The following is a 23,826-nucleotide window of genomic DNA, read 5'->3' on the forward strand; positions in this document are numbered from 1 at the left end:
AGAAGGGACAAGAAGTGGTCAACAGCCCTGCCACGGACACTTCTTGGCCACTATCGTGGACGCACGGCTTTGCGGTCGGACCTTGGGCAGGGGGCACCGTGACATTGCGACCGGAACCAACGGCGCCGTTCCACGCGGTGCAGCACGCCTTCCGCGTGCTCGAAACGGTCTCCCACCACGGCGACGGCGTGACCGAAACGCAGCTCGTGCGGGAGACCGGACTGCCGTCCGCCCGTCTCACCTCCCTGCTGCTGACGCTGCGCCGCGAGGGGTACGTCGAGCAGATCGCGGACGGCGCGTACGTCCTCGGCGCCTCGCTGCTCCTCCTCGGCTCGGGCCCCACCCGGCGTCTCGCCCTGGAGGAACGGCTCCAGAAGATCCTGGCGCAGCTGCGCGACACGGTCGGCGCGGCGGTCTACATGAGCCGGTACGTCGACGGCGAGGTCACCGTGGTCCAGGTGCTGGACGGCCCCCTGACCCCGGCGGTCAGCGAGTGGGTGGACTTCCGCTCGGCGGCGCATGCCAGCGCGGTCGGCAAGTGCCTGCTGGCCCAGCTGGACCAGGACGCCCGGCGCGACCACATCGCGCGCCACCGCACGGCGCGGCTCACCTCCCGGACCATCACGGACGAGAAGGTGCTGCTGGCCACCCTCGACCACCACCCCGCGACAGTCCCGATGCTGGACCTCCAGGAGTACGCGGTGGGTACGGTCTGCGCGGCGGTCCCGCTGACGGCGGGCGACTCGGCGGGCTGCCTGGCCCTGTCGCTCCCGGTCGGCGACACCTACCGGCTGCGCGAGGCCGCCGAGCTCCTGAACCAGCAGGCCGCACCGGTCCTGCTGTCACTGGCGCTCTGACCTGCCGGACACGCGTGAGGGGGCGGACCGGCCGGACCGGTCCGCCCCCTCACGCGTACGGGCTCAGCGGCTGATCCACACCGTGGTGTCCTGCGGCACGGCGCCGTCCGCCAGCTCGCCGCTGGCCAGCAGTACGGTCGTGCCGGCGGGCAGCCCGTACGGGCGCTCCCCCAGGTTGACCACACAGCGGAAGCCCTCGCCCCGGTCGAAGACCAGCACGTCGGGCCCGGCGTCCACCCAGGTCAGCGACTCCGGCAACTCGACCAGCAGCTCCCGGCGGAGCGCCAGACCCGCGCGGTAGAGCGTGAGGACGGAGTCGGGGTCGGCCTCCTGGGCCGCCACACTGAGCGCGGACCAGTCGGCCGGCTGCGGCAGCCACGGGGCAGCCGCACCACCGGCCCCGGCGCCCGCGGCCTCCGGACCCCCGGGCCGCGCGTCACCCGCCTCCGCGTCACCTGCCGCGAAGCCCAGCGAGGTGCCGGTCGCCTTCCAGGGCAGCGGGACGCGGCAGCCGTCGCGGCCCCGGTCGGTGCCGCCGGAGCGGACGAAGGTGGGGTCCTGGAGGAGCGCGTCGGGCAGGTCCTGCACCTCGGGCAGGCCGAGTTCGTCGCCCTGGTAGACGTACACCCCGCCGGGGAGGGCCAGGGTGAGGAGGGCGGCGGCGCGGCCCCTGCGGCGGCCGAGGACCGGGTCGCTGGGGTCGAGGAGCCGCTTGTCACCCATGTCGAAGGAGGTGTCCTCGCGGCCGTAGCGGGTGACGTGGCGGATGGTGTCGTGGTTGGAGAGCACCCAGGTGGGCGGGGCGCCGACCGGGGCGTGGGCGGCGAAGGTGGCGTCGATGACCCCGCGCAGGGCCGCCGGCTCCCAGGCGCAGCAGAGGAAGTCGAAGTTGAACGCGGAGTGCAGTTCGTCGGGGCGCAGGTAGCGGGCGAACTGCTCCGGGCTGGGGAGCCAGACCTCGCCGACGAAGACGCGTTCGCCCTCGTAGGTGTCGAGGAGCTTCCGCCAGGAGCGGTAGATGTCGTGGACGGGTGCGCAGTCCTGGTACGGGAGGTCGGTGATGTCCGGGTCGGGGCCGACGTCGGGCAGTCCGGGCTTCTTCGCCAGTCCGTGCGCCACGTCGATGCGGAAGCCGTCGACGCCCCGGTCGAGCCAGAAGCGGAGGACGTCCTCGAACTCCTCCCGGACTTCGGGGTGTTCCCAGTTAAGGTCGGGCTGCTCGGGGGCGAACATGTGGAGGTACCAGGGTCCGGGCGCGCCGTCCGCCTCGGTGATCCGGGTCCAGGCGGGTCCGCCGAAGTAGGAGTTCCAGTCGTTGGGCGGGAGTGCGCCGCCGGGGCCCTTGCCGGGGACGAACCAGAAGCGCTCGCGTTCCGGGGAGCCGGGTCCGGCGGCGAGTGCCTGCTGGAACCAGACGTGCTGGTCGGAGCAGTGGTTGGGCACCAGGTCGACGAGGACCCGCAGCCCGTGCTCGTGGGCCTCGGTGATCAGCTGTTCGGCTTCGGCGAGGGTGCCGAAGAGGGGGTCGATGTCGCGGTAGTCGGCGACGTCGTAGCCCGCGTCCGCCATGGGCGAGGTGTACCAGGGGTTGAACCACAGCGCGTCCACGCCGAGTTCGCGCAGGTACGGCAGGCGGGCGCGGACTCCGGCGAGGTCGCCGGTGCCGTCGCCGTCGCCGTCGGCGAAGCTGCGTACGTAGATCTGGTAGATGGCGGCGTGCCGCCACCAGGGGGTGGTCACTCTGAGACTCCTTGCTGTGGGGATACGGGGTGGTGCGGGCCCGCGGTCAGGCGCGGGCCCGCACCGGTCGGGTGTCACCAGCCGTTGTTGCCGGAGCCCTTGTTGACCGTGAAGCCGCCCGCCAGGGAGAGTCCGCCGGCGGCGGCTCCGGTGACGGTGGTGCCGGAGAAGGTCCCGGAACCCGCGGAGTTGATCTCTATGCCGTACGAACCGGCCGTGGTGATGGCCAGGTTGGCGACGGTGAGGGACTGGACGTTCTTCTGCCAGGAGACGAGGAGGCCGCTGTAGGTGCTGTCGAGGACGGTGTTGTCCTGGAGCAGGATCGGTGCGGTGATGTCGGAGGAGTCGGCGTAGATCCACAGGGCGCCGAGCCTGCTCGCCCAGTTAGGTTCGTAACCGCCGGTCCGGGTCAGGGTGTTGCGCAGGACGACGGTGGTGCCGCTGAACGGCACGGGGGCGAACCTGCTGCTGATCGCGATGCCGGAGGAGCCGGTGACGGTGTCGGCGAGGAGGTTGTCCTCGACCCGGTTGGCGTTGCCGCCGTAGATGCCGACGGCGTTGGCGAGCAGCGGGAGCTGGACGGTGTCGAAGCGGAAGGCGCTGGTGCTGACGGCCTGCGCCTCGGAGAACATGGCGAGCCCGTCGTCGCCGGTGTTGCGGACGCTGCTGTGCGAGACCTCGCTGCCGGTGGTCCCCTTGTGCAGGTTGACGCCGTCGGCGAAGGTGTCGCGGATGCGGAGCCCGGCGGCGTACAGCCCGGTGGTGGGCGCGTCGATCCAGAGGCCGACCTTGGTGTGCTCGATCCAGAGGTTCGTCAGGCTGGACCCGGTGCCGAAGTCGCCCTCGACGGCGGCGTCGAAGTTGGCGTCGTCGCGGTAGCGGACGTCCCCGGCGATCGTCAGGTCCTGGACGTTGCTGGTGCCGCCGCGTCCGAAGAGGCCGCCCTTGCCGTTCTTGCCGCGCAGCACGGTGTACCACTGGCCGGCGCCCCGGAGGTCGGCCCCGGCGAGGTCGACGTGGCCGGAGATGTCGTACGTACCGGCGGGCAGCCAGAGCCCCTTGCCCTGCGACGTGGCATTGGTGACAGCCGCGTTGAGGGCTGCGGTGTCGTCGGTGGAGTCGTCCGGGGTGACGCCGAGGGTGGTGGCGGAGACGAATCCGGTGGACGGCATGGCGAGGGCGGCCGGGACGGCCTCGGTCTCGACGAGGTCCAGGGTGTAGGAGGCGGCGGTGTCGCCCGCGTCCTTCTGGAACTTCAGCACGGTGCCGGCGGCGAGGTGGCCGGTGAGGGTGCGGGTCTCGTCGAAGAAGTGGTGCGCGGACCCCTGGGAGGGGGTGTTGGTGTACGGGTACGCGCCGTACACCCAGCTGTACGTGGAACTGAGGCCGAGGTCGCGGACCTGGGTGCCGTTGGCGTACACGCTGAGGGTGGCGCTGGTGCCGGTGCCGTCCGCGCTGTCCGGTACCGAGTAGCGCAGGGTCAGCGCGTCGGCGGGCTGGGTGAGGGTGAACTGTACGTACTCGCCGGTCTGGTCGAGCACCACGGCCCGGCGGCCGGAGGCCTCGGAGGCCACCGTGAGGTAGGTGCGGTCGGGGCCGGTGGTGGAGGCATTGGTGGTGCCGGCCTCCGCCTCGTACGCCGTGTACGGGAGGGTCGCGCCGCGCACCGCGTTCGGGGTGGAGCCGGTGACGGTGATCCCGTCGAGCTGGAGGCTGCCGTTGTCGCCGGAGGCGGTCCGCAGCGTCAGGTGGTTGAGCGAGGCGCGCAGCGGCACGTCGGTGCTCGCGGTCGCCCAGGCGCCGTTGGTGGCGGTCAGGGTGAGGACACGGACCTTGGTGCCGTTGGCGAGCAGGGTGACGGTGGCGGCGGTGGCGTTCGGGGTGCGGTAGCGCAGCACCAGCGGGTAGGTGGCGGCGGAGGGGGCGTTGACCGCGAGGACCGCGCGGGCTCCGGTGGTGGTGAACCCGGTGAGGTAGCCGGTGCCCTCGTAGCCGCTGACGGCGGCGGCCGTCGCCGCCCCGCCGGAGACGAACGCGGTCTCGGCCTGGTGGGTGAGGGTGACCGGACCGGTCTCGGTGGGGGTGGTGGCGGTGAGGCTGTCGAGGTTGACGTTGCCGCTGTCGGCGGTGGTGAACGTGAAGGCGACGGTGTTGGTGCCCTTGGCATAGGTCACCTGCTCGTCGTGGGTGGACCAGGTGTCCCAGTTCGCGGTGGGGGCGAGACTCGCCTGCCGGACCTTCGCCCCGTTCACGTACAGGCTCAGCGTCATCGCGGCGCCGGTCCCGTTGGCGTACCGCAGCGAGACCGAGCCGTTCCCGGCGAGGCCGGAGGGTACGGAGAAGGTGACGGAGGCGGCGCCCTTGTTGGCGTCGGTGAACCCGCCGACGAACCCGGTACCGGTGTAGCCGGAGTGCTCGGTGGAGACCGCCGCGCCTCCCGAGAGCTGCGCCGATTCGGCCTCCAGACCGGAGGAGCCGGTGCCGGTGCCCGTCCCGGTGCCTGTGGTGGCGGTGAGGCTGTCGAGGTTGACGTTGCCGCTGTCGGCGGTGGTGAACCTGAGGGCGACGGTGTTCGTGCCCTGTGCGTACGTCACCTGCTCGTCGCGGGTGGACCAGGTGTCCCAGTTCGCGGTCGGGGCCAGGCTCACCTGCCGGACCTTCGCCCCGTTCACGTACAGGCTCAGCGTCATCGCGGCGCCGGTCCCGTTGGCGTACCGCAGCGAGACCGAGCCGGCTCCGGCTGCGGCGGACTGGACGGAGAAGGTGACGGAGGCGGCGCCCTTGTTGGCGTCGGTGAACCCGCCGACGAACCCGGTACCGGTGTAGCCGGAGTGCTCGGTGGAGACCGCCGCACCGCCCGTGAGCTGGGCCGACTCGGCCTCCAGTGCGGTGGTGGCGGCCCCGGCGGTGGTCGCGGTCGTGGCGCCGAGCAGCAGGGCGCCGAGCATGGACAGGAGCAGGGGGACGACGAGACGTACGGCGCGGGGGCGCCGGCGTGGTGCAGGAGACACGGCGATGTGCCCTTCCTGTGGGTGGGGTCCCTGGACGTGCGGGGGTACGGGGGTGCTCGCGAAAGGGCCCGGCAGCGCGCGGGTCAGCCCTTGAGGCTGCCCGCGGTGAGGCCCGCGATGATGTGCCGCTGGAAGAGCAGGAAGAGGACCAGCAGGGGGATGCTGGCCATGACCATTCCGGCGAGCAGCTGGTTGGCGGGCATGAACTCGGCCAGCCGGTTGAGCGCGACCGTGATGGGCTGCTTCGCCTCGTCGGGGAGGACGAGCATCGGCCAGAGGAAGTCCTTCCAGACGCCGACGACCGCGAAGATCGAGACGACGGCGAGGACCGGCCGGGAGAGCGGCAGCACCACGGAGACCAGGACCCTGAGCGTGCCGGCGCCGTCGATCCGTGCGGAGTCGAGGAGTTCGGCGGGTATCTGGTCGAAGAAGCGCTTGAGCAGAAAGATGTTGAAGGCGTTGGCCGCCGCCGGGAGCCAGATGGCGAACGGGGTGTTGATCAGGTTGACGTGCAGGACCGGTACGTCGACGACGGTGAGGTACGTCGGCACCAGCAGCGCGGACACGGGCAGCATCAGGGTCGCCAGCATCATGCCGAGGATCACGTTGCCGAGGAGCGGGCGCAGCTTGGAGAGCGCGTACGCGGCGGTCACGTCGATGAGCAGCTGGGTCAGCCAGGCGCCCACTGCGAGCACGAAGGTGTTGAGGAAGAAGTGGCCGAGCCCGACGTTGGTCCAGGCGTCGGTATAGCTCTCCGGGTGGAAGCTCTCCGGTACGAGCGTCGGGGTGGGGGCGGCGAGTTCGCTCGACGACTTCAGCGCGCCCGACGCCATCCAGTACAGCGGGAAGACGAAGGCGAGGGTGAAGCCGATCAGGGTGGCGGTCAGCACGAAGCGGTGGAGGAACCTGCCGACGCGCCGGTTCATCTCGGTGGGCGCGATCAGGGTGCGGGTGGGTGTTTCGGCGGCCATGACTCTTCCTCTCAGCCCTTGCTCCGGGTCAGGCGCAGATACACGCCGGCGAAGATGCCGAGCACCACGAAGAGCACGGTGCTCATGGCGCTGGCCAGGCCGAAGTCGTTGTAGACGAAGGCGTAGCGGTAGAGCAGCAGCAGGACGGTGACGGTGGCGTCGTCGGGTCCGCCGCCGGTCAGGACGAACGGCTCCACGAAGACCTGCATGGTGCCGATGACCTGGAGCAGCAGGGTGATCATCAGGATGAACCGCATCTGCGGGATCGTGACGTGCCACAGCCGCCGCCGGATCGACGCCCCGTCGAGTTCCGCCGCCTCGTACAGCTCGCCGGGGATGCCGCCCAGCGCCGCGAGGTAGATCAGGGTGGTGGTGCCCATGTTGGCCCAGGTGGAGACGAGGACCAGGGAGACCATCGCGAGGTTCTCCGACTCCAGCCACTGCTGGGCGGGGAGGTGGAAGACGTCGAGCACGTTGTTGAAGAGGCCCGGTCCCGGATCGTAGAACCACCGCCAGAGCAGCATGGTGACGACCGAGGGCAGCATGACCGGCAGGTAGACGGTCATCCGCAGGTACGCCTTGCCGCGCCGCAGTTCGTTGAGGACGACGGCGGTCGCGAACGGGGCGGCGAAGCCGAAGACCAGGGCGAGCAGCGTGAACCAGCCGGTGTTCTTCCAGGCGGTGAGGAAGAGCGGGTCCTCGAAGAGCCGGCGGAAGTTGTCCAGCCCGACCCACTCGGCGGGCTGGGCGAAGGTGACCTGCTGGAAGCCGAGCAGGATGCCGCGGACGATCGGGTACCAGGAGAAGAGCGCGAAGCAGATCAGTCCGGCGGCGAGGAAGAGGTACGCGACGAGGTTCTCGCGCACCTTCTGCCGCAGCCGGCCGGTCGCCGCCCCGCCCCGGGCGGACGGGCCCGCGGGCGGTGCTTCGGGCCCGTCGGGCGAGGTCTTCGCGGCGGGCCGGGGCGCCCCGGCGGGTGCCGGGGCTCCGTCCCGTACCGGGGTCCGGTCGCGGGCGGCGGCGCGCGCCGGGGAGGTGGGGAGCGGTCGGCCGGCCATGATCACTTCACCGTTGCGAGGATGGAGTCGGCGCGCTTCGCGGCGTCCGCCAGCAGCCGGCCGAGGTCGGCGTCCTCCTTGGTCAGCACGGACTGCATGACCCCGTCGAGGACCGTGTAGAGCTGCTGCGCGTTCGGCGGCTCGACCTTGACGGCGACGTCGTCGCTGCGGTCGACGAACGGCTGGTAGTTGGCCTGCGGGACGTTGGCGTACTTCGCGTGGATCGCGTCGTTCTTCGCCTGCGCCGCACCGTCGAAGAGGTTGGGCTGCGGGAGGCCGATCGGCACGTCGAGGCCGGAGAACTTCTTGACGTTCTCCTCCTCGCGGTCCGGGTTGAGGTACTTCCACTGGATCCACTGGAGCCCGGCCCTGATCTTCTCCGGGGAGGCCTTCGGGTTGAACATGAAGCCGTCGCCGCCGCCGAGGGTCGCGGTGCCGGGGAGGGCTGCCAGGCCGTAGTCGTCGTACTTGCTCTCGAACTGCTTGACGATGGTGGGGATGTTGTCCGGACCGGCCATGTACATCCCGAGCTTGCCGGAGCCCATCATCTTCTGGACGTCGGCGATCTCCAGCAGCTGGCGGGTGCCCATGGACTTGTCGGTCCAGCGCATGTCGTGCAGGGCCTGGAGCGCCTTGCGGCCCGCGTCGCTGTCGAACGCGGCCTTCCACTTCCCGTTCTGCTGGGTCGCCACGTCTCCGCCCATGGAGTAGATCCACGAGGTGAGGTGCCAGCCGCCCTGGTTGTTCTTGCTGTAGTCGGCGTATCCGACGGTGCCGTCGCCGAGCGCGCTGATCCTCCGCGCGGCGGTGCGCACCTCCTCCCAGGTGGTCGGCGGCTTGTCGGGGTCGAGTCCGGCCTTCTTGAAGAGGGCGCGGTTGTAGACGAGGCCGAGGGAGTAGTTGCCGGTGGGCAGGCCGTAGATCTTGCCGTCGGCACCCTTGAAGACGTCCTGGAGGGCGGGGCGCACCTGGTCCAGGTACGGGACGTCCTTGAGGTACTTCGTGATGTCGGCGGCCTGGCGGCGCTGGATGAGCCCGGCGGGGTCGGTGAAGTAGACGTAGTACACGTCCTCCAGCTGGCCGCCGGCGAGCTTGGCCGCGAAGGTCTTCGGGTCCATCTGGCCCTCGCGGGCATCGATCTTGATCTTGGGGTGAGCGGCCTCGAACTGCTTGACCAGCTCCTCGAAGTCCTTGCGGTCCTCGGGCTGCGTCTTGGCCGGCATCCCGTTCACGCTGACCGTGACCACGCCGTTCTCGTCGACGCCGGACGAGGAACCGGAGGAACCGCCGCAGCCCGTGAGGGCCAGGCCCAGGGCGAGCGCGGTCGCCGAACCGAGAAGTTGACGCCTGCTGACGCCGGCCATGCCATTCATGCGAATCGCCTTCCTGATGGGTGCCCCCGGGCTGCGGGACCCGATGCACGTGAACAGCGCTGAAGGTAGAAGCCCGTTACGCAAGAAGTCAATGCATCTGCGCAAGAAGGTAATCAGCGAGGCTTGCACCGGTAACACGGAGCCGTCCGGCGGCGCCCGTCCACGGACCTCCACGGACCTCCGCGGGACGCCTCAGCGGGGGCGGCCCGCCGTCGAGCCGCGCACGATCAGCTCGGTGTCGAACATCAGGAGGTCGTTCGCATCCGCACGCCCCTCGATCTGACCCACCAGCGCGGCGACGGCCGCCGCCGCCATGGCCTGAACCGGCTGCCGCGCGGTGGTCAGCGGAGGGTCGGTCGCCACCATGTACGGGGAATCGTCGAAGCCGACCACCGACAGGTCCTCCGGCACCCGCAGCCCCTGCCGCCGCGCCCCGCGGATGACTCCGAGGGCCAGTGCGTCGCTCGCGCAAACGACCCCGGTGACCCCTTCGGCCAGCAGCCGGGGCAGCGCGGTGGCCCCGCCCTCCATGGTGAACAGGGCGTGCGCGACCAGCCGCCGCCACTCCTCCGGCGCGATGCCCAGGCGACTGCAGAAGGCCGCGAAACCGGCGAGTTTCCGGGCGGAGGGGACGTGCCCGCCGGGCCCCAGGACCATGCCGATCCGCTCGTGCCCGAGCGCGGCGAGGTGGGCGAGCGCCTGCTCGGCGGCGAGCGCGTCGTCCACTCGCACCTGGGCCACGCCGGAGTTCTCGTCCGCCGCGTTGACCAGCACCATCGGCACCCCGCGCTCCCGCAGCACCCGGCCGTGCTCCGGCCCCGCGTCGGCGTAACTGGCGCCCACGAAGACGATCCCGCCGATGTTCTGCCGCAGCAGCATCTCGATGTAGTGCGCCTCCGAGACCCCGTCCTGGCTGTGCGTACAGAGCACGGGGATGAGCCCCCGCCGGTCCAGCAGCACGCACAGGGCCTCGGAGAACGCGGAGAAGACCGGGTTCTGCAGGTCGGGGACGACGAGCCCGATCAGCGCCGCCCGCTCCCCGCGCATCCCCACCGGCCGCTCGATGCCGCACACGTCCAGGGCGGCCAGCACCGCCTCGCGGGTGGGGGCGGACACGCCCGTACGTCCGTTGAGGACGCGGCCGACCGTGGCCGTACTGACGCCCGCGTACGCGGCGACTTCGGAGATCCTTCGATTCATCACGGGGTCAGCGTGACAAGAATGAGCGCAAAAAGAAAGATCACTTACGTAAGAAACTTACTTTGGCTGACGCAGGCCCCCTGGAACGGCGCGTTCCTGCCGGCACAGGGCGCGCCGGGCGCTGCGGACAGGGGACGGAGGCGCGACAGGAGGCGCGGCAGGAGGCGCACTACGGTCCGCGCCGCGGGTGCCCCCTCCCCGCGTCGACGGGGGGTGTCATCAGCACCCCTCCGGACCAGGTATTATTTTCGAGTCAGCAGGCGCCGCTAGCTCAGTTGGTTAGAGCAGCTGACTCTTAATCAGCGGGTCCGGGGTTCGAGTCCCTGGCGGCGCACGACACGACAGTGGGGCGGTCTCCGGCACCGGAGACCGCCCCACTGCGTTCTGCTGTCCTACGGATGTTCCGTGGGCTCGGCCGTCCCGCCCGAACGGCCGCGCTTCATCTGCGGGTCGTCACGTCCGGCCGTCGCCGGCCGCACTCCCCGCCTCGCTCACGCCGGCACCTCTCGGACCGGCGCTTCTCGCATCCGTGCCGGTACGGGGGCCGTCGAGCAGCCGTCCGCCTCCGGCGCCGGGATCAGAACTTCACGTCCGAGCAGGAGTAGAACGCGTTCGCGGTGTCCGCGATCGTCCACACCGCCAGGATGAGGTGGTGGCCGGTCTTCCCGCTGGGGATGGTGCCGGTCTGGGTCAGCGTGGCCGGCGGCTGCTGGTTGTTGTACGGCACCGTCAGGAACGGCTGCGAGTCCAGCGAGGCCCGGGTGAGCGGCTTCGTCGGGTCCCAGCCCTGCTTGGTGATGTAGTACCGGAAGTCCGTCGTGGCGTGACGGGCGGTGAACTGCCAGCGGAAGTTGAACGACTGGCCGCCGGTGACCTGCGTGGTGGGCCAGTTGCCGCCGCGCGGGTCGTCGAGCTGCGCGAACTCGCCGTGGTTGGCGGAGCAGATCGCCCCGTCCGCCGGACCCGCGGCCGGGAAGCCCTTCGGGCCCTCGACGCTCTGCGGCTCCCACTGGATGTTGCCGCAGTTGGTGACGGTGCCGTTGGCACAGAGCTTCTGGCGGCTGATGGGGTTGTCGGTGTAGCCGTGGCTGCTGGCGCTGCTGGTGGCGAGCGCCGAAGCGCCCAGAATCGCCAGGCCGACCACGGCCGCGCTTGCCCTCTTACGCATGCTTCGCTCCTCAGGGACATGGGGACTTCTCGGTGAGCACTGCTCGTGAAGCGCGCGGTCGTGCGGTCTAGACCAACTCCCACAGTATTGACGTGTCGTGAACAAGTCCAGACCACTGCGTGGCGCCGTTCCGTTTCGCTATCCTGCGCCGCCGCACGCACCCCCCGGATCCCTCAGATCCCATCGACCCCACCTCGTCCCGTGTAGAAGGCCACCGTCAAGTCCCTGACCAGGGACTTGCGTTCGTAGTCGTCGAGCGCGACGAGCCCGCGCGTGGTGAGCCGGTTGACCGTGTCGTCGACCGCGTCCACCACGGAGGTCAGCACGCTGTCCCGGTGCCTCGCGTCGAGCGCCGCGACCCGGCGGCGCTGCATGGCCGCCGCGACCTCGGGGGCGTACTCGATCCCGGTCGGCTGCGCCGAGTACACCTCCACCCCGACCGGCTCGCAGTCCGCCTTCAGCATCCGCGTCAGCGCGTCCCCGACCGCCTCGGCGTTCCGCAGCGTCGGGGCGTCCTCGTGGAAGGCGTCGGCGGGCAGCTGCGAGAGGACCCGGGCCATCGCCGCCTCGACCTGCTCCCGAAGGTACGTCTCGTGGTCCGCGACCCCCAGGACCGCCCGGACGGTGTCCTCGACCCGCCAGACGACGAGGACGGTGACGCGCAGCGCCGTACCGTTCGCGTCCACGGCGGGCATCGGCTCGCTCCGCCAGTGCCGCAGCCGTACGTCGGTGCGGCGGCGCAGCAGGAGCGGGGAGACCCAGACGAGCCCGGTGCGCCGGACGCTCCCCCGGTAGTCACCGAAGAGGGTCAGCACCAGGGCGTACCCGACCCGCCCGCGCCCGAGGCCCCCGAACGCGAAGAGCACCACGGTCACCAGCACCGCGAGCACCGCCCAGAGGCCGATGCCGATGCCCTGGTACGGGCGGGGCCCGATGCCGAGCCGGGTCTGCGCCTGCCCCGGCAGCGCGCCTGCCCACCAGAGGACCACCAGTGCGGCGGCGCAGCCGGCGGCCCCGGTGAGCACGGCGACCCAGCCGGGCAGCGCCGGACCGGGGCGCTCGCGCAGCCGGGGGTCGGCGACGGGAGCGGGCCGGGTCGGCGGCCGCACCTGGGGCGAGCGCGGTACGGGAGGACGCCGCGCCCCGGCACCGGACCGGTCGGCCGGCAGCGCGTGCCGGGCGACGGCGACGGGCAGCGAGGCCACACCGGCGGCGCGGTGCGGGTCGCCGGCCCCGGCACGCGGGAGGAACCCGGTCCGGTCGTCGGGGTCGCGGGGCTCGTCGCGGAAGAGCAGGTGCACCGGGATGGACGCGGTGGCCTCGTTGGCGATGACGGACCGGCGGCGGCCGGCGCCCCGCCGGAAGTCCTCCCGGAAGCCGTCGGCCGGAGCGGGCACCTCACCGACGGGCACCTCACCGACCGGCACCTCGCCGGCGGGCAGGCCGTCCCCCGGCTCCTCGCCCGCGTCCGCCCCGACCCCGGGCAACCCGCCCGCCGGAACCGAGACCGTGGCCGAGACGGTGCGCATCGAGGCGGGCTCCGTCTCACCGTGCGCGAGTTCCAGCACCACGTCCACGCAGGGCCCCTCGCCGCCCGGGCCGTCCTCCGTGCGCGGATCGCCGTCCCCGGCGCGGCCCGGGACCGGGTCCAGGTCCGGTCCCCGGCCCGCTCCCGCGTCCGTACCGTCTCCCGCTCCCGCTCCCACTCCCGCTCTCGCTGCCCGGCCCGCCCCCGCGCGGTCTTCCTCGTCTCCGTACACGCCCCACCGTTCCCTTCCGCGCTCCGGCGGTCCCGGAGCTGTCCATCCGCCGATCCGCCGGGCGGCCCTCGGGCCCCTCGGGCTCCTTCGGGCCCGCGGGCCCGTCGGTTCCCTCAGGAGAAGAGCCGCCGCCAGGTGTCCGGCCCCGGGTAGCCGTCCGCGACGCGGCCGCGCCAGCCCTGGGCACGCTGGAACGCCTCCACGTTGCGCCGGTCCGCCTCGGTCCAGCGGCGGCCGGGCCCCGACGCGTAGTGCCTGCCGAACCCCTTCCTCACCAACTGCTTGCCGAGCCGCTCGACATGGGCGTTCGACTGACCCGGCTTGAAATAGCCCCGTCCGGGGAACGCCGGAACCGTCTTCGGCGCGCCTCCCGCCCCGGTGGCCGGGATGCTCTTCCCGGTTCCGTTGACGAGCCGGCGCCAGGTGTCCGGGCCGGGCAGACCGTCCGCGTTCGCGCCCTTCCACCCCTGCGCCCGCTGGAACGCCCGGGTCGCGCGCCGGTCGGCCTCGCTCCAGGCGGGTCCGGGGCCCTGGGTGTAGAAACGTTTCCCGCCCCGCGCCACCAGCATTTCGCCGAGCCGCGTGACGTGGGCGTTGCGGGCTCCCGGCCCGAACTCGGTGGCGCCGGGGAAGCCCGCCGAGGAACCGCCGCGGGAGCCCGCGGCGAGCCCTTTGTAGCGGTAGGCCACGTACTTGCCGGAGTTGCTCCAGTACGCGAGGGGCGTGGTCTTCTTGCGGGTGGCCGGGGGCGTCTGCTCGTACGCCATGTACTGGGTGCGGGCGCTGTTGGTCCAGCCGGCGAAGATCGTGACGTGCGACCCCTTGTTGGGGTCGGCCGGGTTGTGGAAGAGCAGGATGTCGCCCGGCTCCAGCTGCGCGCGCGGGATGCGCGTGCCGTACGAGGAGAGGCTGCCGGTCCACTCGTTGCCGCCCAGGTCCCAGGCCATCGAGACGTAGCCCGAGCAGTCCTGGCGGTATCCGTCCGACCAGAACTTCTCCATGTCGTACGGAACCTTCGCGGCCACCCAGGCCTTGGCGCGGGCGATGATCTCGCTGCGGGTGGTGGTCCGCAGGGCCAGGGGCTCCGTCGCGGTGGGCGGTCCCGGGGCCCGGCCGCCCATGAGCGGTCCGGCCTGCCCCTGCGGGGTGCCGGGCCCGGAGCCGGTCGCGTCGTCGGCGCGGACGGGCCCGGCGGCGTGGCCCGCCGGGGTCGCGGCCTCGGCGGCACCGGCGGAGAGGACCACCCCGGCGGCCGTGGCCAGCACCAGCGCGCGGCGCGCCCCGTGCGCGGCGGGATGGCCTCCCATGCGGGGCGGCAGGGTCCGGGCCGCCGCCGTACGGCGCTGGAGGGCGCAGCCGGCGCAGCCGCAGTCGGCCGCGGGTTCGTACTCCGTGAAGACCGGGACGGTCATGTCGGTTCCCCTCCGGACTCGTCAAGAATTTTTTGGGCACTCCGCAACGGGCGCCACTGTCTCAACTCAGATGACAAATCGCATTTTGACGGATCAAAGAGAAAAAACGACCATGCGACAGGGCGTGGCGCCACGGGAAATGGTCAGGAGCATGCTGCGGAATCCGGTAATGTTCTCCAGGTCAGCAGGCGCCGCTAGCTCAGTTGGTTAGAGCAGCTGACTCTTAATCAGCGGGTCCGGGGTTCGAGTCCCTGGCGGCGCACGCAGAGTCAAGGCCCTCTCACTTCAGGTGAGGGGGCCTTGTTCGTTCCCGGCTCCCGCCGGGGCGTCCGCCCCTGCCCCGCGCACACCGCGAGGCTCGCTTCCACCTCTCCGTATCTCTTCGCACCTCCGCGCGACATCCGTCGCGTCCCCGCATGGCCGCGGGCGCGCCGGACGGGGTCGTGCGGCCTGCGCGCGCCACCCCGAACCGGTGACTCTCCGAAAACAAACCGTCACGGAGCGCCTAGGTTGATTCTCCCCGCACGGAGGCCCCGGAACACCTCACGGCCCGGGGCGGCCCGCCGCTCCGCGCGGCGCGGGGCGGCGCGCACGGCGGCGGGCCCGGCCGGTGGCGGCTCCGGGAGGGGCGCGGCCACCGGCCGGGGCCGGGCGGGCGAGGCGGCCGGGGGCAGGTCAGGTCCCGGAGTCCCCGCCCGTGAGGTAGGCGGAGACCACGACGTTGGCGGTGTAGGCGTGTGCCGCCCGGTCGTACGTACCGCCGCAGGTGATCAGCCGGAGTTCGGCCCGGCCGTCCTGGCGGGGCCCGTACGCCTTCTTCGCGTCGAAGCGTTCCCGGGTGAAGACCTGCACGTCGTCGACGGTGAACTCGGCGATCGTGCCGTCGGCCCGGGTCACCCGTATCTCCGCGCCGGGCCGGGTCGCGCTCAGTCCGTAGAAGACGGCGGGCTCGGTCTCCGTGTCGACGTGGCCGACCATGAGTGCCGCCCCGGCGGTGCCGGGTTCGGCTCCGCCGTCGTACCAGCCGACGGTTCCCGGGGTCTCGAACGGGGGCGGGTCGACGGCTCCCTCGCCGTCGAGGCCGCGCCCGACGACGGGGGCGTCGATGCCGACGGACGGGATCTCGACCTCGCGGGGCGGCGAACCGTCCAGCGGGTCGTGCGCCGGGGGCAGTGGCGCCCCGAGCGGGCGGCCGACCGCCGCGACGTCGCCGGTGGTCGGTGCGGAGCTGCCGCCGGGTCCTCCGGCGCCTTCGCGGCCCCAGAGCCAGAGGCCGAGCAGGAGCACGGCCCAGACCACTCCGGTGAACAGCCGCCCGGTACCTGCCGGGCGGGCGGGGGCGGACACGTCAGTCCGCGGCCGGACGGCGGCGGCGTGCGCCGCGGAAGGCGACGGCAGCCGCGGCGACGGCGGCGAGGGCCAGTCCGGCCACCGTCTGCGGGAGGCCGGGACCGCCGGAGTTCCCGCCCTGCTCGGCGAGGACGGCGGTACCGCCGCCGCCGGCCCGCACGGGGGCGACCGGGGCCGGCCGGGCGTGGTGCACCACGGTGAGGCTGCCGGAGGCCCGGCCGCCCCCGCCGCCCCTGCCCTCGCAGCGCAGGGTGACGTCGTACCGGCCGGCCTCGGCGTCGGACCGGACGCGGGCCTCGGCGCTGAGGCCCTTCCCCTCCGCGGGGGTGAACCGTACGGAGGAGACGAAGGCATCGGACGTGCCGAGGCCCTCCTCGCCCTTGCCGCAGGCGCCGGACCGGAGCGCGACCCTGCCGCCGGGGGCGATGGTGGACGGGGTCACTCTGAGGGTGCCGTCGTCGTTGGGAACGGCCGAAGCTGCGGGCGCGGAGACGGATATCGCCGCGACCGCCGCAGTAGCACAGATGGTGAGGGGCAGTGAACGCATCGTGAACCTCCTGCTGAAAGGTTCACCCGTACGCGCGCTTCCCGCATCCGCTGTCGCCCGGTCGGGGGACAGCGGATGCGTCGGACCGGTACCGGACCGGCCGTACCGGACCGGCCTCAGACCAGGTCGACGAGGTCCGCGATGGAGTCGACCACGTTGGACGGGCGGAACGGGTAGCGGTCGATGTCGGCGGTGGAGGTGAGCCCGGTGAGCACCAGGAACGTCTCCATCCCGGCCTCCAGCCCGGCCAGCACGTCGGTGTCCATCCGGTCGCCGATCATGGCGCTGGTCTCGGAGTGGGCGCCGATGGCGTTGAGCCCGGTCCGCATCATCAGCGGGTTGGGCTTGCCCGCGAAGTACGGCTCCTTGCCGGTGGCCTTGGTGATCAGGGCCGCGACGGACCCGGTGGCCGGCAGCGGGCCCTCGGCGGACGGGCCGGTCTCGTCCGGGTTGGTGCAGATGAAGCGGGCGCCCGCGTTGATCAGCCGGATCGCCTTGGTCAGCGCCTCGAAGCTGTACGTACGGGTCTCGCCGAGCACCACGTAGTCGGGGTCGTGGTCGGTGAGGACGTACCCGATGTCGTGCAGCGCGGTGGTGAGACCCGCCTCCCCGATGACGTACGCCGTGCCGCCCGGACGCTGGTCGTCCAGGAACTGGGCGGTCGCCAGCGCGGAGGTCCAGATGTTCTCGACGGGGACGGCCAGGCCCATGCGGCTGAGCCGGGCGTGCAGGTCGCGGGCGGTGTAGATGGAGTTGTTGGTGAGGACGAGGAAGGGCTTCCCGGACTCCCGCAGCCGCTTGATGAACGCGTCCGCGCCGGGAATGGGGGTGCCCTCGTGGATGAGGACCCCGTCCATGTCGGTCAACCAGGACTCGATCGGCTTGCGCTCTGCCATCACACGGACTCCTGCCGTACGCACGGTGCACACGAGGTGCGGGACGCCGGCGGCACCGCGGTGTGCAGCGCCGACGCCCCCGAGTTTAGGCCGGATACGCCTCCTGTCGATCAGTCCCGCACGCGGTCAGGAAGCGGTGAGGGAGACGGCGTCGACCGTCCAGAACCAGTTGTTCCCCCCGGTGTAGCGGAAACGGATCCGGGCGGTGGCGGCTCCGGGCGGGACCTGGAGGGTGATCTCCTCGGTACGCGAGGAGGCATCGGCGCCGTAGCTCTTCACGAGGACGGGGGCGCCACCGTCGTACGAGACGAGGACGTCCCCCTTCTGCGGGCTCTCCTGCCGGTAGTACGTGGTGTAGCGCAGCACGGCGGTGGCGCCGCCGCGGACCGCCCAGGCGGGGCTGATCAGGGTGGAGTCGAAGGTGCCGGTGTAACCGCGGTCGACCCACTCGTCTCCGTCGGCGACGGCGAAGACGTTCCGGGCGCGGATGTTGTTCTCACGCCCCTGGCCGCGTTCGGCCGCTGTCCAGAACTCGTCGGTGGTGAAGCTCCAGCCGCGCCACTCGGTCACACCGCCGGTGCCCATCGCGCTGTTGTCGATGCTCCAGCCGTTGGGCGGGTTGTGGGTGAATCCCGTGACGGCGGCGCCGATGCCGCTCTCGTCGACCCGGGTCTGCAACTGCGGGCGCAGGGCGTCGAAGGCGTCCGGTACGGGCTGCTGGAGCGGGCGCCCGTCGAGGCCCCAGGCAGGATCGACGGCGACGCCGAGGTGGGCGAGGGCGGAGACCGCGACATCGGGCATCCTGATGTCGTTCCGTACGGAGCCTGCGGTGATGCCGGCCCCGGCGGCGATCAGGAAGGTCTGCCGCTCGGCGGCGCTGTTGCCGCCGTGTCCCCCCGCGTCGGTGTGGCCGTGGTCGGCGGTCACCATGATCAGCCAGTCCTCGGCGGCGTACGTCGGACGGGCGGCGACGGCGGCGACGATCCGGCCGACCTGCGCGTCGGCGTCGTGGACCGCGGTGAGGTACTGGGTGCTGGCGGCGCCGTACCCGTGGCCCGCGTGATCGATGTTGTCGAGGTGGACGAAGACAGCGTCCCGGTTGCCGTCGCGGAGTTCGGCAACCGCGCGGCTGGTGGTGCCGGTGTCGTACTCGGCTGCGGGGGTGGAGACCCTGGTGTCGACCTTCGCGGAGAAGATCGTAGTGGTGACGGGCGCCCAGGACGCGACGGCGTAGGTGGAGAGAGCAGGCTTCGCCGTTTCGACGCGGGTGAGGAAGTCGGGGTAGCGGCTGAAGGCCGCGCCGGTGAAGGCGTTGTCCTTGACCAAGTGCTTGTCGGGCCAGACGCCGGTGATGATCGTCGACCATCCGGGGCCGGACAGCGTCGGCGCCAGCGGGTCGGCGTACAGGGAACTGGGTGCGGTGAGGCCACCCGTCATGAGCGCGTCGAGGTTGGGCGCGTCGGCGTCCTTGATGCGGCCCAGGAGCGCGCCGTCCAGGCCGATGACGAGGACCTTGGGCGTACGGGCGGCGGCCCGTGCTCCGGACGCGGCGAGCGGCCCGGCGGCCAGAGCCGCGGTGGCGGCGAGGAGCAGGGAACGGCGGGAGGGACCTGCGGACATGGGAAGCCTCCGTGATCAGGCGGGATGGGATCGACTGGGACTGCGGGGTGGTGACACGACGCCCGGCAGGGCGGATCGGTGCTCCCCGGCCCGGGAGCACCGATGGTCCAGACTTGTTATCTTTTCGTTACGCCGCTTCGGTGGTGCGCGGCAGCACTGGGAGATCCACGCGGCTCAGCTGCCGGTGGCCGCCTTCCAGGCATCCACGTAGTCGTCGAGGTGGGCGCCGATGTCGGCCCAGTCCGGTTCGAAGATCTCGACGCCCTTCATCAGCGCCGCGAGCTCGGTCGCGTGGGCGTCGGTGGCCACGACGTCCTTGCGCGCCGCGAAGCCCCCGCCCACGGAACTGACCTGCTGCTGGGCCTGTGCGGAGAGCATGAAGTCGAGGAGCTTCCTGCCGTTCTCCGTGTGCGGCGCCCCGCTGACCAGACCGGCGGCGTAGGGAAGCGCGAACGTGGTCCGCGAGCCCGTGCCCTCGGCCGGGAACCAGATCCCCAGGTTCGGCATGTCCTTCGACTGGGCGTAGTTCATCTGGACGTCGCCGTTGGCGACGAGGAGCTCTCCCTTGTCCACCTTGGGGGCGAGCTTCCCGGTGGAGGCGGACGGGCCCACGTTGTTGGCCTGGAGCTTCTTCAGGTAGGCCATCGCCGGTTCGACGCCGCCGAAGTCGTGCATCGCCTTGATGAGCACGGCGGTGCCGTCGCCCGCTACGCCCGGGGTGGAGTACTGGATCTTCTCCTTGTACGCGCCGTCGAGCAGGTCCTGCCAGCTCTTGGGGGCGGCGGCCAGCTCCTTCTTGTTGTAGACGAACCCGAAGTAGTTGTTGACGACGGAGGTCCAGGTGCCGTCGGCGGCCTTGTCCGCCTGGCCGACCTGATCCGAGCCGGCCGGCCGGTATGCCGTCAGCAGACCCTTCCCGCCGGCTTGCTGGATGAAGGGCGGGAGGGTGACGAGGACGTCGGCCTGGGTGTTCGTCTTCTCGCGGAGCGTCCGCTGCACCATCTCGCCCGACCCTCCTTCCACGTACTCGACCTTGATGCCGGTCTTCTTCTCGAAGTCGGCGAAGACGGTGTCGTACCAGCCGTCGCCGTTCTCGCCCTTGAGGCCGTCGGCACTGTAGACGGTGACGGTCTTCTCGTCGGACGCGGCGGAGGACCCGCCGCAGGCGCAGAGGGCGGCGGCGAGGGCCAGGCAGCCGGCGACGGCGACCAGGGGCTTGAGCGGGGAGTTCTCGGCCATGGGTGTGCTTCTCCTGGGAGTCGTTCGGTGGAGGCGGGGAGCGTGTACGGGAGCGGGGTGGCGAGTCATCGGTAGGAGGCCCGGGTCCGGACGCGGGAGACGCCCAGGAGCACGAGGAGCGTCGTCCCCATCAGGACGACGGCGATCGCCGCGCCGGTGAAGAGGGACCCTCGGTCGGTGGCTGCGAAGATCTGCACCGGCAGGGGGGTCCAGTCGGGCGGGTAGAGCATGACGGTCGCGCTCAGCTCGCCCATGGAGAGGGCGAAGCAGAGGCCCGCGGCGGAGGTGAGGGAGGGCAGCAGCAGAGGGAGCCTGATCCTCCACAGGACGTACGCCGGGCGGCCCCCGAGCCCCGCCGCCGCCTGCTCGTACACCGGGTCGAGGCGGGCGATCGCCGCCGACACGGACTGGTACGCGAACGCGGTGACGAGCACGGTATGGGCGAGGATCACGATCCAGCGCGTGCCGTTGAGGAGGACCGGCGGGCGGCTGAAGGCGACCAGCACCGACAGCCCGACCACGACGGAGGGCACGGCGACGGGCAGGACGAAGAGGGCGTCCAGCACGCGCCGGCCGCGGCTGCGGAGGGCGGACGCGGCGAGCGCGGCCCAGCCTCCGACGACCAGGGCGAGCAGGCTCGCCACGAGCGCGGTGATCAGGCTCGTGCTCAGCGCCCGGAGGGAATCCCCGTCGGTGGCCGCGGTGTAGTGGGCGGCCGTGGGGCCCGAGGGGAAGGCGCCGGACCAGTTCGTGGCGAACGACGCGGCGATGACGACCAGCAGGGGAACCGCGAAGAGCGGCAGGAAGAGGGCGGCGAAGAGGGCGCGGGCGACCCAGCGGCCGGAGCGGCTATGCACCAACACGGCGGCTCACCGCCCGGTACAGGCTGTAGAGGCCGACGGAGATCACGATGTTGACGACCGCGACGACGCAGGCGGCTGGATAGTCGGACTCCAGGATCGCCTTGGCGTAGACGAGCATCGGCAGTGTCGTGACGCCCTTGGCCCCGGTGAACAGCACGATCCCGAACTCGTTGAGGCACATCACCAGGACCAGGCTGCCGCCCGAGGCGAGGGCCGGAAGCGCCTCGGGCAGGATCACCCGGCGAACGATCCTGGCGGGGCCCGCTCCGAGCGAAGCCGCCACCTCCAGTTGGGAGGTGTCGACCTGGGAGAAGGCTGCCAGGAGCGGGCGCATCACGAAGGGGGTGAAGTACGTGATCTCCGCCAGGAGCACCCCCCAGGGTGTGGTGAGGAAGTGGAAGGGGCCGTCGGCGGCGCCGGTGACGCCGGTCCAGAGGCCGTTGGCCACCCCCACGGTGCCGTAGACGAACAGCAGGGCCAGGGTGATGAGGAAGGACGGGAAGGACAGGAAGACATCCACGAACCGGGCGACCGCCCTTCCTCCGGGGAACGGCACGAAGGAGATGACCAGGGCCAGGAAGAAGCCCAGCAGGAGACAGCCGGCCGTGGATCCGAGAGCGAGCCGGACGGTGGTGGCGAGCGCCGAGCGGAAGGCGGCGGAGGCAAGGACCTCGGTGTACGGGGCGAGGGAGATCCCGCCCTCCTCCGGGGTCACGGACTGCCGCACGACCAGGGCCAGCGGGTAGAGGAACGCGAGGACGAGAGCCGCTACGGGCGGAAGCGCCCAGAGGGGGCCGGGAATCCGGCGGGTGGCCCGGGGGACCGCGACCGCGGGCGGGACCGGGCTTCCCTGCCCCGGAGCCGACGCGTGCGGGAGGTCGGTGCCGGCGGTCACGGAGGCGCTAGACATGGGCCTCTCCGCCCGCGGATGTAGTGACCGGGAGGAGCGGCGCCACCTCGGCGGGCGAACGCGGTGCGGCGAAGGAGCTGCTGGGCGCGACGGCCTCGCCCAGTGCCGCGGCCGGAAGGAGCACCGCGTCCTCGGGGGCGAAGTGCAGGGTGATCCTGTCTCCGAGGGCCGGCGTGTCGCGCAGTTCGCGCACCTCGGCGGCGATGCGGTGCCCGGCACTCTCCACGGAGATCCGGTGGGTGGAACCGCGCCACTGGACCTCGCGGATCGTGCCGGTGAGGGCGTTGGGACCGGGGCCGAGGCCGACGAGGTGGGGCCGCACGCAGAGGGTGGCCACCGCTCCGGCAGCCGCCCCGGCGGTCGCTACGGAGAGACTTCGTCCGGCCAGGTCCACGGTGCCGGGCTCGGTCCCGACGGTGACCGGGAGCAGGTTGGCGCTGCCGACGAAGGAGGCGGTGAACTCGGTGCGGGGGCGGCGGTACAGCTCCTGCGGGGTGCCGCACTCCTGCAGGCGGGCCCGGTCCATGACGGCGATCCGGTCGGCCAGGGTGAGTGCCTCCACCTGGTCGTGGGTGACGTAGAGGATCGAGACGTGCGGCAGATCGCGATGGAGCCGGGCGAGCTCCGACATCATGTCGTTCCGGAGCCGGGCGTCGAGCGCGGACAGCGGTTCGTCGAGCAGCAGGACGTACGGGCGGATGGCCAGGGCCCGGGCGATCGCGACCCTTTGCTGCTGACCGCCGGACAACTCGCGTGGATGGCGGTCGGCGTACGCCGTCATACCTACGAGATCCAGGGCCTCGGTGACCCGCTCCGCGATCTCGGACCTGGCGGTCCGCCGGGCCCTGAGGCCGAACGCCACGTTGTCCCGGACGCGCATGTGCGGGAAGAGGGCGTAGCTCTGGACCACCATGCCGATCCCCCGGCGGTGCGGGGGCAGCTCGGTCACGTCCCGGCCGCCGAGGTGGACCCTGCCGGTGGTGGGGCGTACGAACCCGGCGACGGCCCGCAGCGCTGTGGTCTTCCCGGAGCCCGAGGGGCCAAGGAGGGCCATGACCTCGCCGGGTTCGACGGTGAGGTCGAGCCGGTCGAGGACGACGTTCTGCCCGTAGGCGACGGTGACCTGGTCGAAACGGATGCCGGAGGCGGCCGTGCCGCTCATGACTCCGCCCGGGCGAGCAGCTCCGGCAGCCCGGCGACGGAGTCGAGCACGTGGGTGGCCCCGTGGCGTTCGAGCGGAACCCTGCCGTGTGCTCCGGTGAGGACTCCCGCGACGATCCCGGCGCTGGCGCGCACGCCGCTGAGCATGTCGTAGGAGGTGTCCCCGGCCACGACGATCCGCCGTACGTCGTCCACGGCACCGGTGCGGAGGAAGGCCGCGAGCACCATGTCGGGGTGGGGGCGGCCCCGGCCGCCCGCGTCGGCCGGGCAGAGGGTGAGCGGGACGAGGTCGCGCCAGCCCAGTGCTTCGAGGATGGCGTCCTGAGTGGTGCGGGCGAAGCCGGTGGTCAGGACGACGGCACGGCCCTGCTCGGTGAGCTCCTCGATGGTCTCCCGGGCGCCGGGCAGAGGGGTGACGCGGCCCTCTGCGACGAGCGCGGCGTACGCCTCCTCGAAGGCGCCGTTGGCGGCCCGGGCCTTCGCCTCGTCGCCGAAGAGGTGCCGGAAGACGGAGATCTTGGATTCGCCCATCGTGGCGCGTACGTAGGCGAGCTGGGTCTGGTGCTCCGGCGATCCCGGTCGCACACCGAGGAACTGGGCGGCGGTGGAGAACGCCCGCTCGACGAGTCCGCCGTCGGCGACGGTGGTTCCCGCCATGTCCAGGACGATCAGGTTCAGCTTGTCGTTCAC

Annotated in this window: 19 protein-coding genes and 2 tRNA genes; 3 read left to right on the forward strand and 18 right to left on the reverse strand. The window is 71.8% G+C overall.

What is annotated here, in order from left to right; genetic code table 11:
• Positions 1 to 98 precede the first annotated feature (98 nt).
• Positions 99 to 857 (forward strand): IclR family transcriptional regulator, encoded by a 759-nt coding sequence (locus tag ACWCSV_RS15690; RefSeq protein ID WP_451142442.1) that lies wholly within the window; start codon positions 99 to 101, stop codon positions 855 to 857.
• A 63-nt stretch (positions 858 to 920) separates the two neighbouring features.
• Here the strand turns inward: ACWCSV_RS15690 and ACWCSV_RS15695 are convergent, their stop codons facing one another.
• From ACWCSV_RS15695 to ACWCSV_RS15720, 6 genes are all read right to left on the reverse strand, one after another.
• A complete protein-coding gene (locus ACWCSV_RS15695) occupies positions 921 to 2,597 on the reverse strand; it encodes a glycoside hydrolase family 13 protein (RefSeq protein ID WP_451142444.1) in 1,677 nt (558 codons plus the stop codon).
• 74 nt (positions 2,598 to 2,671) lie between these two features.
• Positions 2,672 to 5,608 (reverse strand): CBM35 domain-containing protein, encoded by a 2,937-nt coding sequence (locus ACWCSV_RS15700; protein WP_451142446.1) that lies wholly within the window; start codon positions 5,606 to 5,608, stop codon positions 2,672 to 2,674.
• An 83-nt stretch (positions 5,609 to 5,691) separates the two neighbouring features.
• Entirely contained in the window at positions 5,692 to 6,579 is an 888-nt protein-coding gene (locus ACWCSV_RS15705) for a carbohydrate ABC transporter permease (protein ID WP_451142448.1), read from the reverse strand.
• Positions 6,580 to 6,590: 11 nt separating this feature from the next.
• Positions 6,591 to 7,637, reverse strand: coding sequence for a carbohydrate ABC transporter permease (locus ACWCSV_RS15710; RefSeq protein ID WP_451142450.1), 1,047 nt, complete (start codon positions 7,635 to 7,637; stop codon positions 6,591 to 6,593).
• A gap of 2 nt (positions 7,638 to 7,639) precedes the next feature.
• Positions 7,640 to 9,010, reverse strand: coding sequence for an extracellular solute-binding protein (locus ACWCSV_RS15715; RefSeq protein WP_451142452.1), 1,371 nt, complete (start codon positions 9,008 to 9,010; stop codon positions 7,640 to 7,642).
• Positions 9,011 to 9,202: 192 nt separating this feature from the next.
• The gene (locus tag ACWCSV_RS15720) at positions 9,203 to 10,210 is read right to left on the reverse strand and encodes a LacI family DNA-binding transcriptional regulator (RefSeq protein ID WP_451142658.1); all 1,008 of its coding nucleotides are present in this window, start codon (positions 10,208 to 10,210) and stop codon (positions 9,203 to 9,205) included.
• 260 nt (positions 10,211 to 10,470) lie between these two features.
• Between ACWCSV_RS15720 and ACWCSV_RS15725 the strand changes: the two genes are divergently transcribed.
• Positions 10,471 to 10,544 (forward strand) — tRNA-Lys (locus tag ACWCSV_RS15725).
• A 243-nt stretch (positions 10,545 to 10,787) separates the two neighbouring features.
• Here ACWCSV_RS15725 and ACWCSV_RS15730 read toward each other — a convergent pair.
• The 3 genes from ACWCSV_RS15730 to ACWCSV_RS15740 all read right to left on the reverse strand — a co-directional run bounded on the left by ACWCSV_RS15730 (position 10,788) and on the right by ACWCSV_RS15740 (position 14,550).
• Positions 10,788 to 11,378, reverse strand: a complete 591-nt coding sequence (locus ACWCSV_RS15730) for a lytic polysaccharide monooxygenase auxiliary activity family 9 protein (RefSeq protein WP_451142454.1) — start codon at positions 11,376 to 11,378, stop codon at positions 10,788 to 10,790.
• Positions 11,379 to 11,551: 173 nt separating this feature from the next.
• Complete coding sequence (locus ACWCSV_RS15735) at positions 11,552 to 13,084, reverse strand: SPFH domain-containing protein (protein ID WP_451142456.1); 1,533 nt, start codon at positions 13,082 to 13,084, stop codon at positions 11,552 to 11,554.
• Positions 13,085 to 13,251: 167 nt separating this feature from the next.
• Positions 13,252 to 14,550, reverse strand: coding sequence for a peptidoglycan-binding protein (locus ACWCSV_RS15740; protein ID WP_451142458.1), 1,299 nt, complete (start codon positions 14,548 to 14,550; stop codon positions 13,252 to 13,254).
• A gap of 188 nt (positions 14,551 to 14,738) precedes the next feature.
• Between ACWCSV_RS15740 and ACWCSV_RS15745 the strand changes: the two genes are divergently transcribed.
• Positions 14,739 to 14,812, forward strand: a tRNA-Lys gene (locus tag ACWCSV_RS15745).
• Positions 14,813 to 15,225: 413 nt separating this feature from the next.
• Here ACWCSV_RS15745 and ACWCSV_RS15750 read toward each other — a convergent pair.
• The 9 genes from ACWCSV_RS15750 to ACWCSV_RS15790 all read right to left on the reverse strand — a co-directional run bounded on the left by ACWCSV_RS15750 (position 15,226) and on the right by ACWCSV_RS15790 (position 23,826).
• Positions 15,226 to 15,897 (reverse strand): class F sortase, encoded by a 672-nt coding sequence (locus ACWCSV_RS15750; RefSeq protein WP_451142460.1) that lies wholly within the window; start codon positions 15,895 to 15,897, stop codon positions 15,226 to 15,228.
• A gap of 1 nt (position 15,898) precedes the next feature.
• A complete protein-coding gene (locus tag ACWCSV_RS15755) occupies positions 15,899 to 16,447 on the reverse strand; it encodes a hypothetical protein (protein ID WP_451142462.1) in 549 nt (182 codons plus the stop codon).
• 116 nt (positions 16,448 to 16,563) lie between these two features.
• On the reverse strand, positions 16,564 to 17,343 hold the full coding sequence (locus tag ACWCSV_RS15760) for an HAD-IIA family hydrolase (protein WP_451142464.1): 780 nt from the start codon (positions 17,341 to 17,343) through the stop codon (positions 16,564 to 16,566).
• A 126-nt stretch (positions 17,344 to 17,469) separates the two neighbouring features.
• On the reverse strand, positions 17,470 to 18,963 hold the full coding sequence (locus ACWCSV_RS15765) for an alkaline phosphatase family protein (protein WP_451142466.1): 1,494 nt from the start codon (positions 18,961 to 18,963) through the stop codon (positions 17,470 to 17,472).
• Between the two features lie 174 nt (positions 18,964 to 19,137).
• Positions 19,138 to 20,202 carry a 2-aminoethylphosphonate ABC transporter substrate-binding protein gene (locus ACWCSV_RS15770; protein ID WP_451142468.1) on the reverse strand — a complete coding sequence of 355 codons (1,065 nt, stop codon included), beginning with the start codon at positions 20,200 to 20,202 and terminating at the stop codon, positions 19,138 to 19,140.
• Between the two features lie 65 nt (positions 20,203 to 20,267).
• Entirely contained in the window at positions 20,268 to 21,065 is a 798-nt protein-coding gene (locus tag ACWCSV_RS15775) for an ABC transporter permease (protein ID WP_451142470.1), read from the reverse strand.
• Entirely contained in the window at positions 21,052 to 21,975 is a 924-nt protein-coding gene (locus ACWCSV_RS15780) for a 2-aminoethylphosphonate ABC transporter permease subunit (protein WP_451142472.1), read from the reverse strand. The genes ACWCSV_RS15775 and ACWCSV_RS15780 overlap by 14 nt, the downstream gene beginning before the upstream one ends.
• A complete protein-coding gene (locus ACWCSV_RS15785) occupies positions 21,968 to 23,137 on the reverse strand; it encodes an ABC transporter ATP-binding protein (RefSeq protein ID WP_451142474.1) in 1,170 nt (389 codons plus the stop codon). Before ACWCSV_RS15785 ends, ACWCSV_RS15780 begins: the two co-directional genes overlap by 8 nt.
• A complete protein-coding gene (locus ACWCSV_RS15790; RefSeq protein ID WP_451142476.1) occupies positions 23,134 to 23,826 on the reverse strand; it encodes a phosphonatase-like hydrolase in 693 nt (230 codons plus the stop codon). Before ACWCSV_RS15790 ends, ACWCSV_RS15785 begins: the two co-directional genes overlap by 4 nt.

The organism is Streptomyces sp. NPDC001770 (assembly GCF_053596135.1).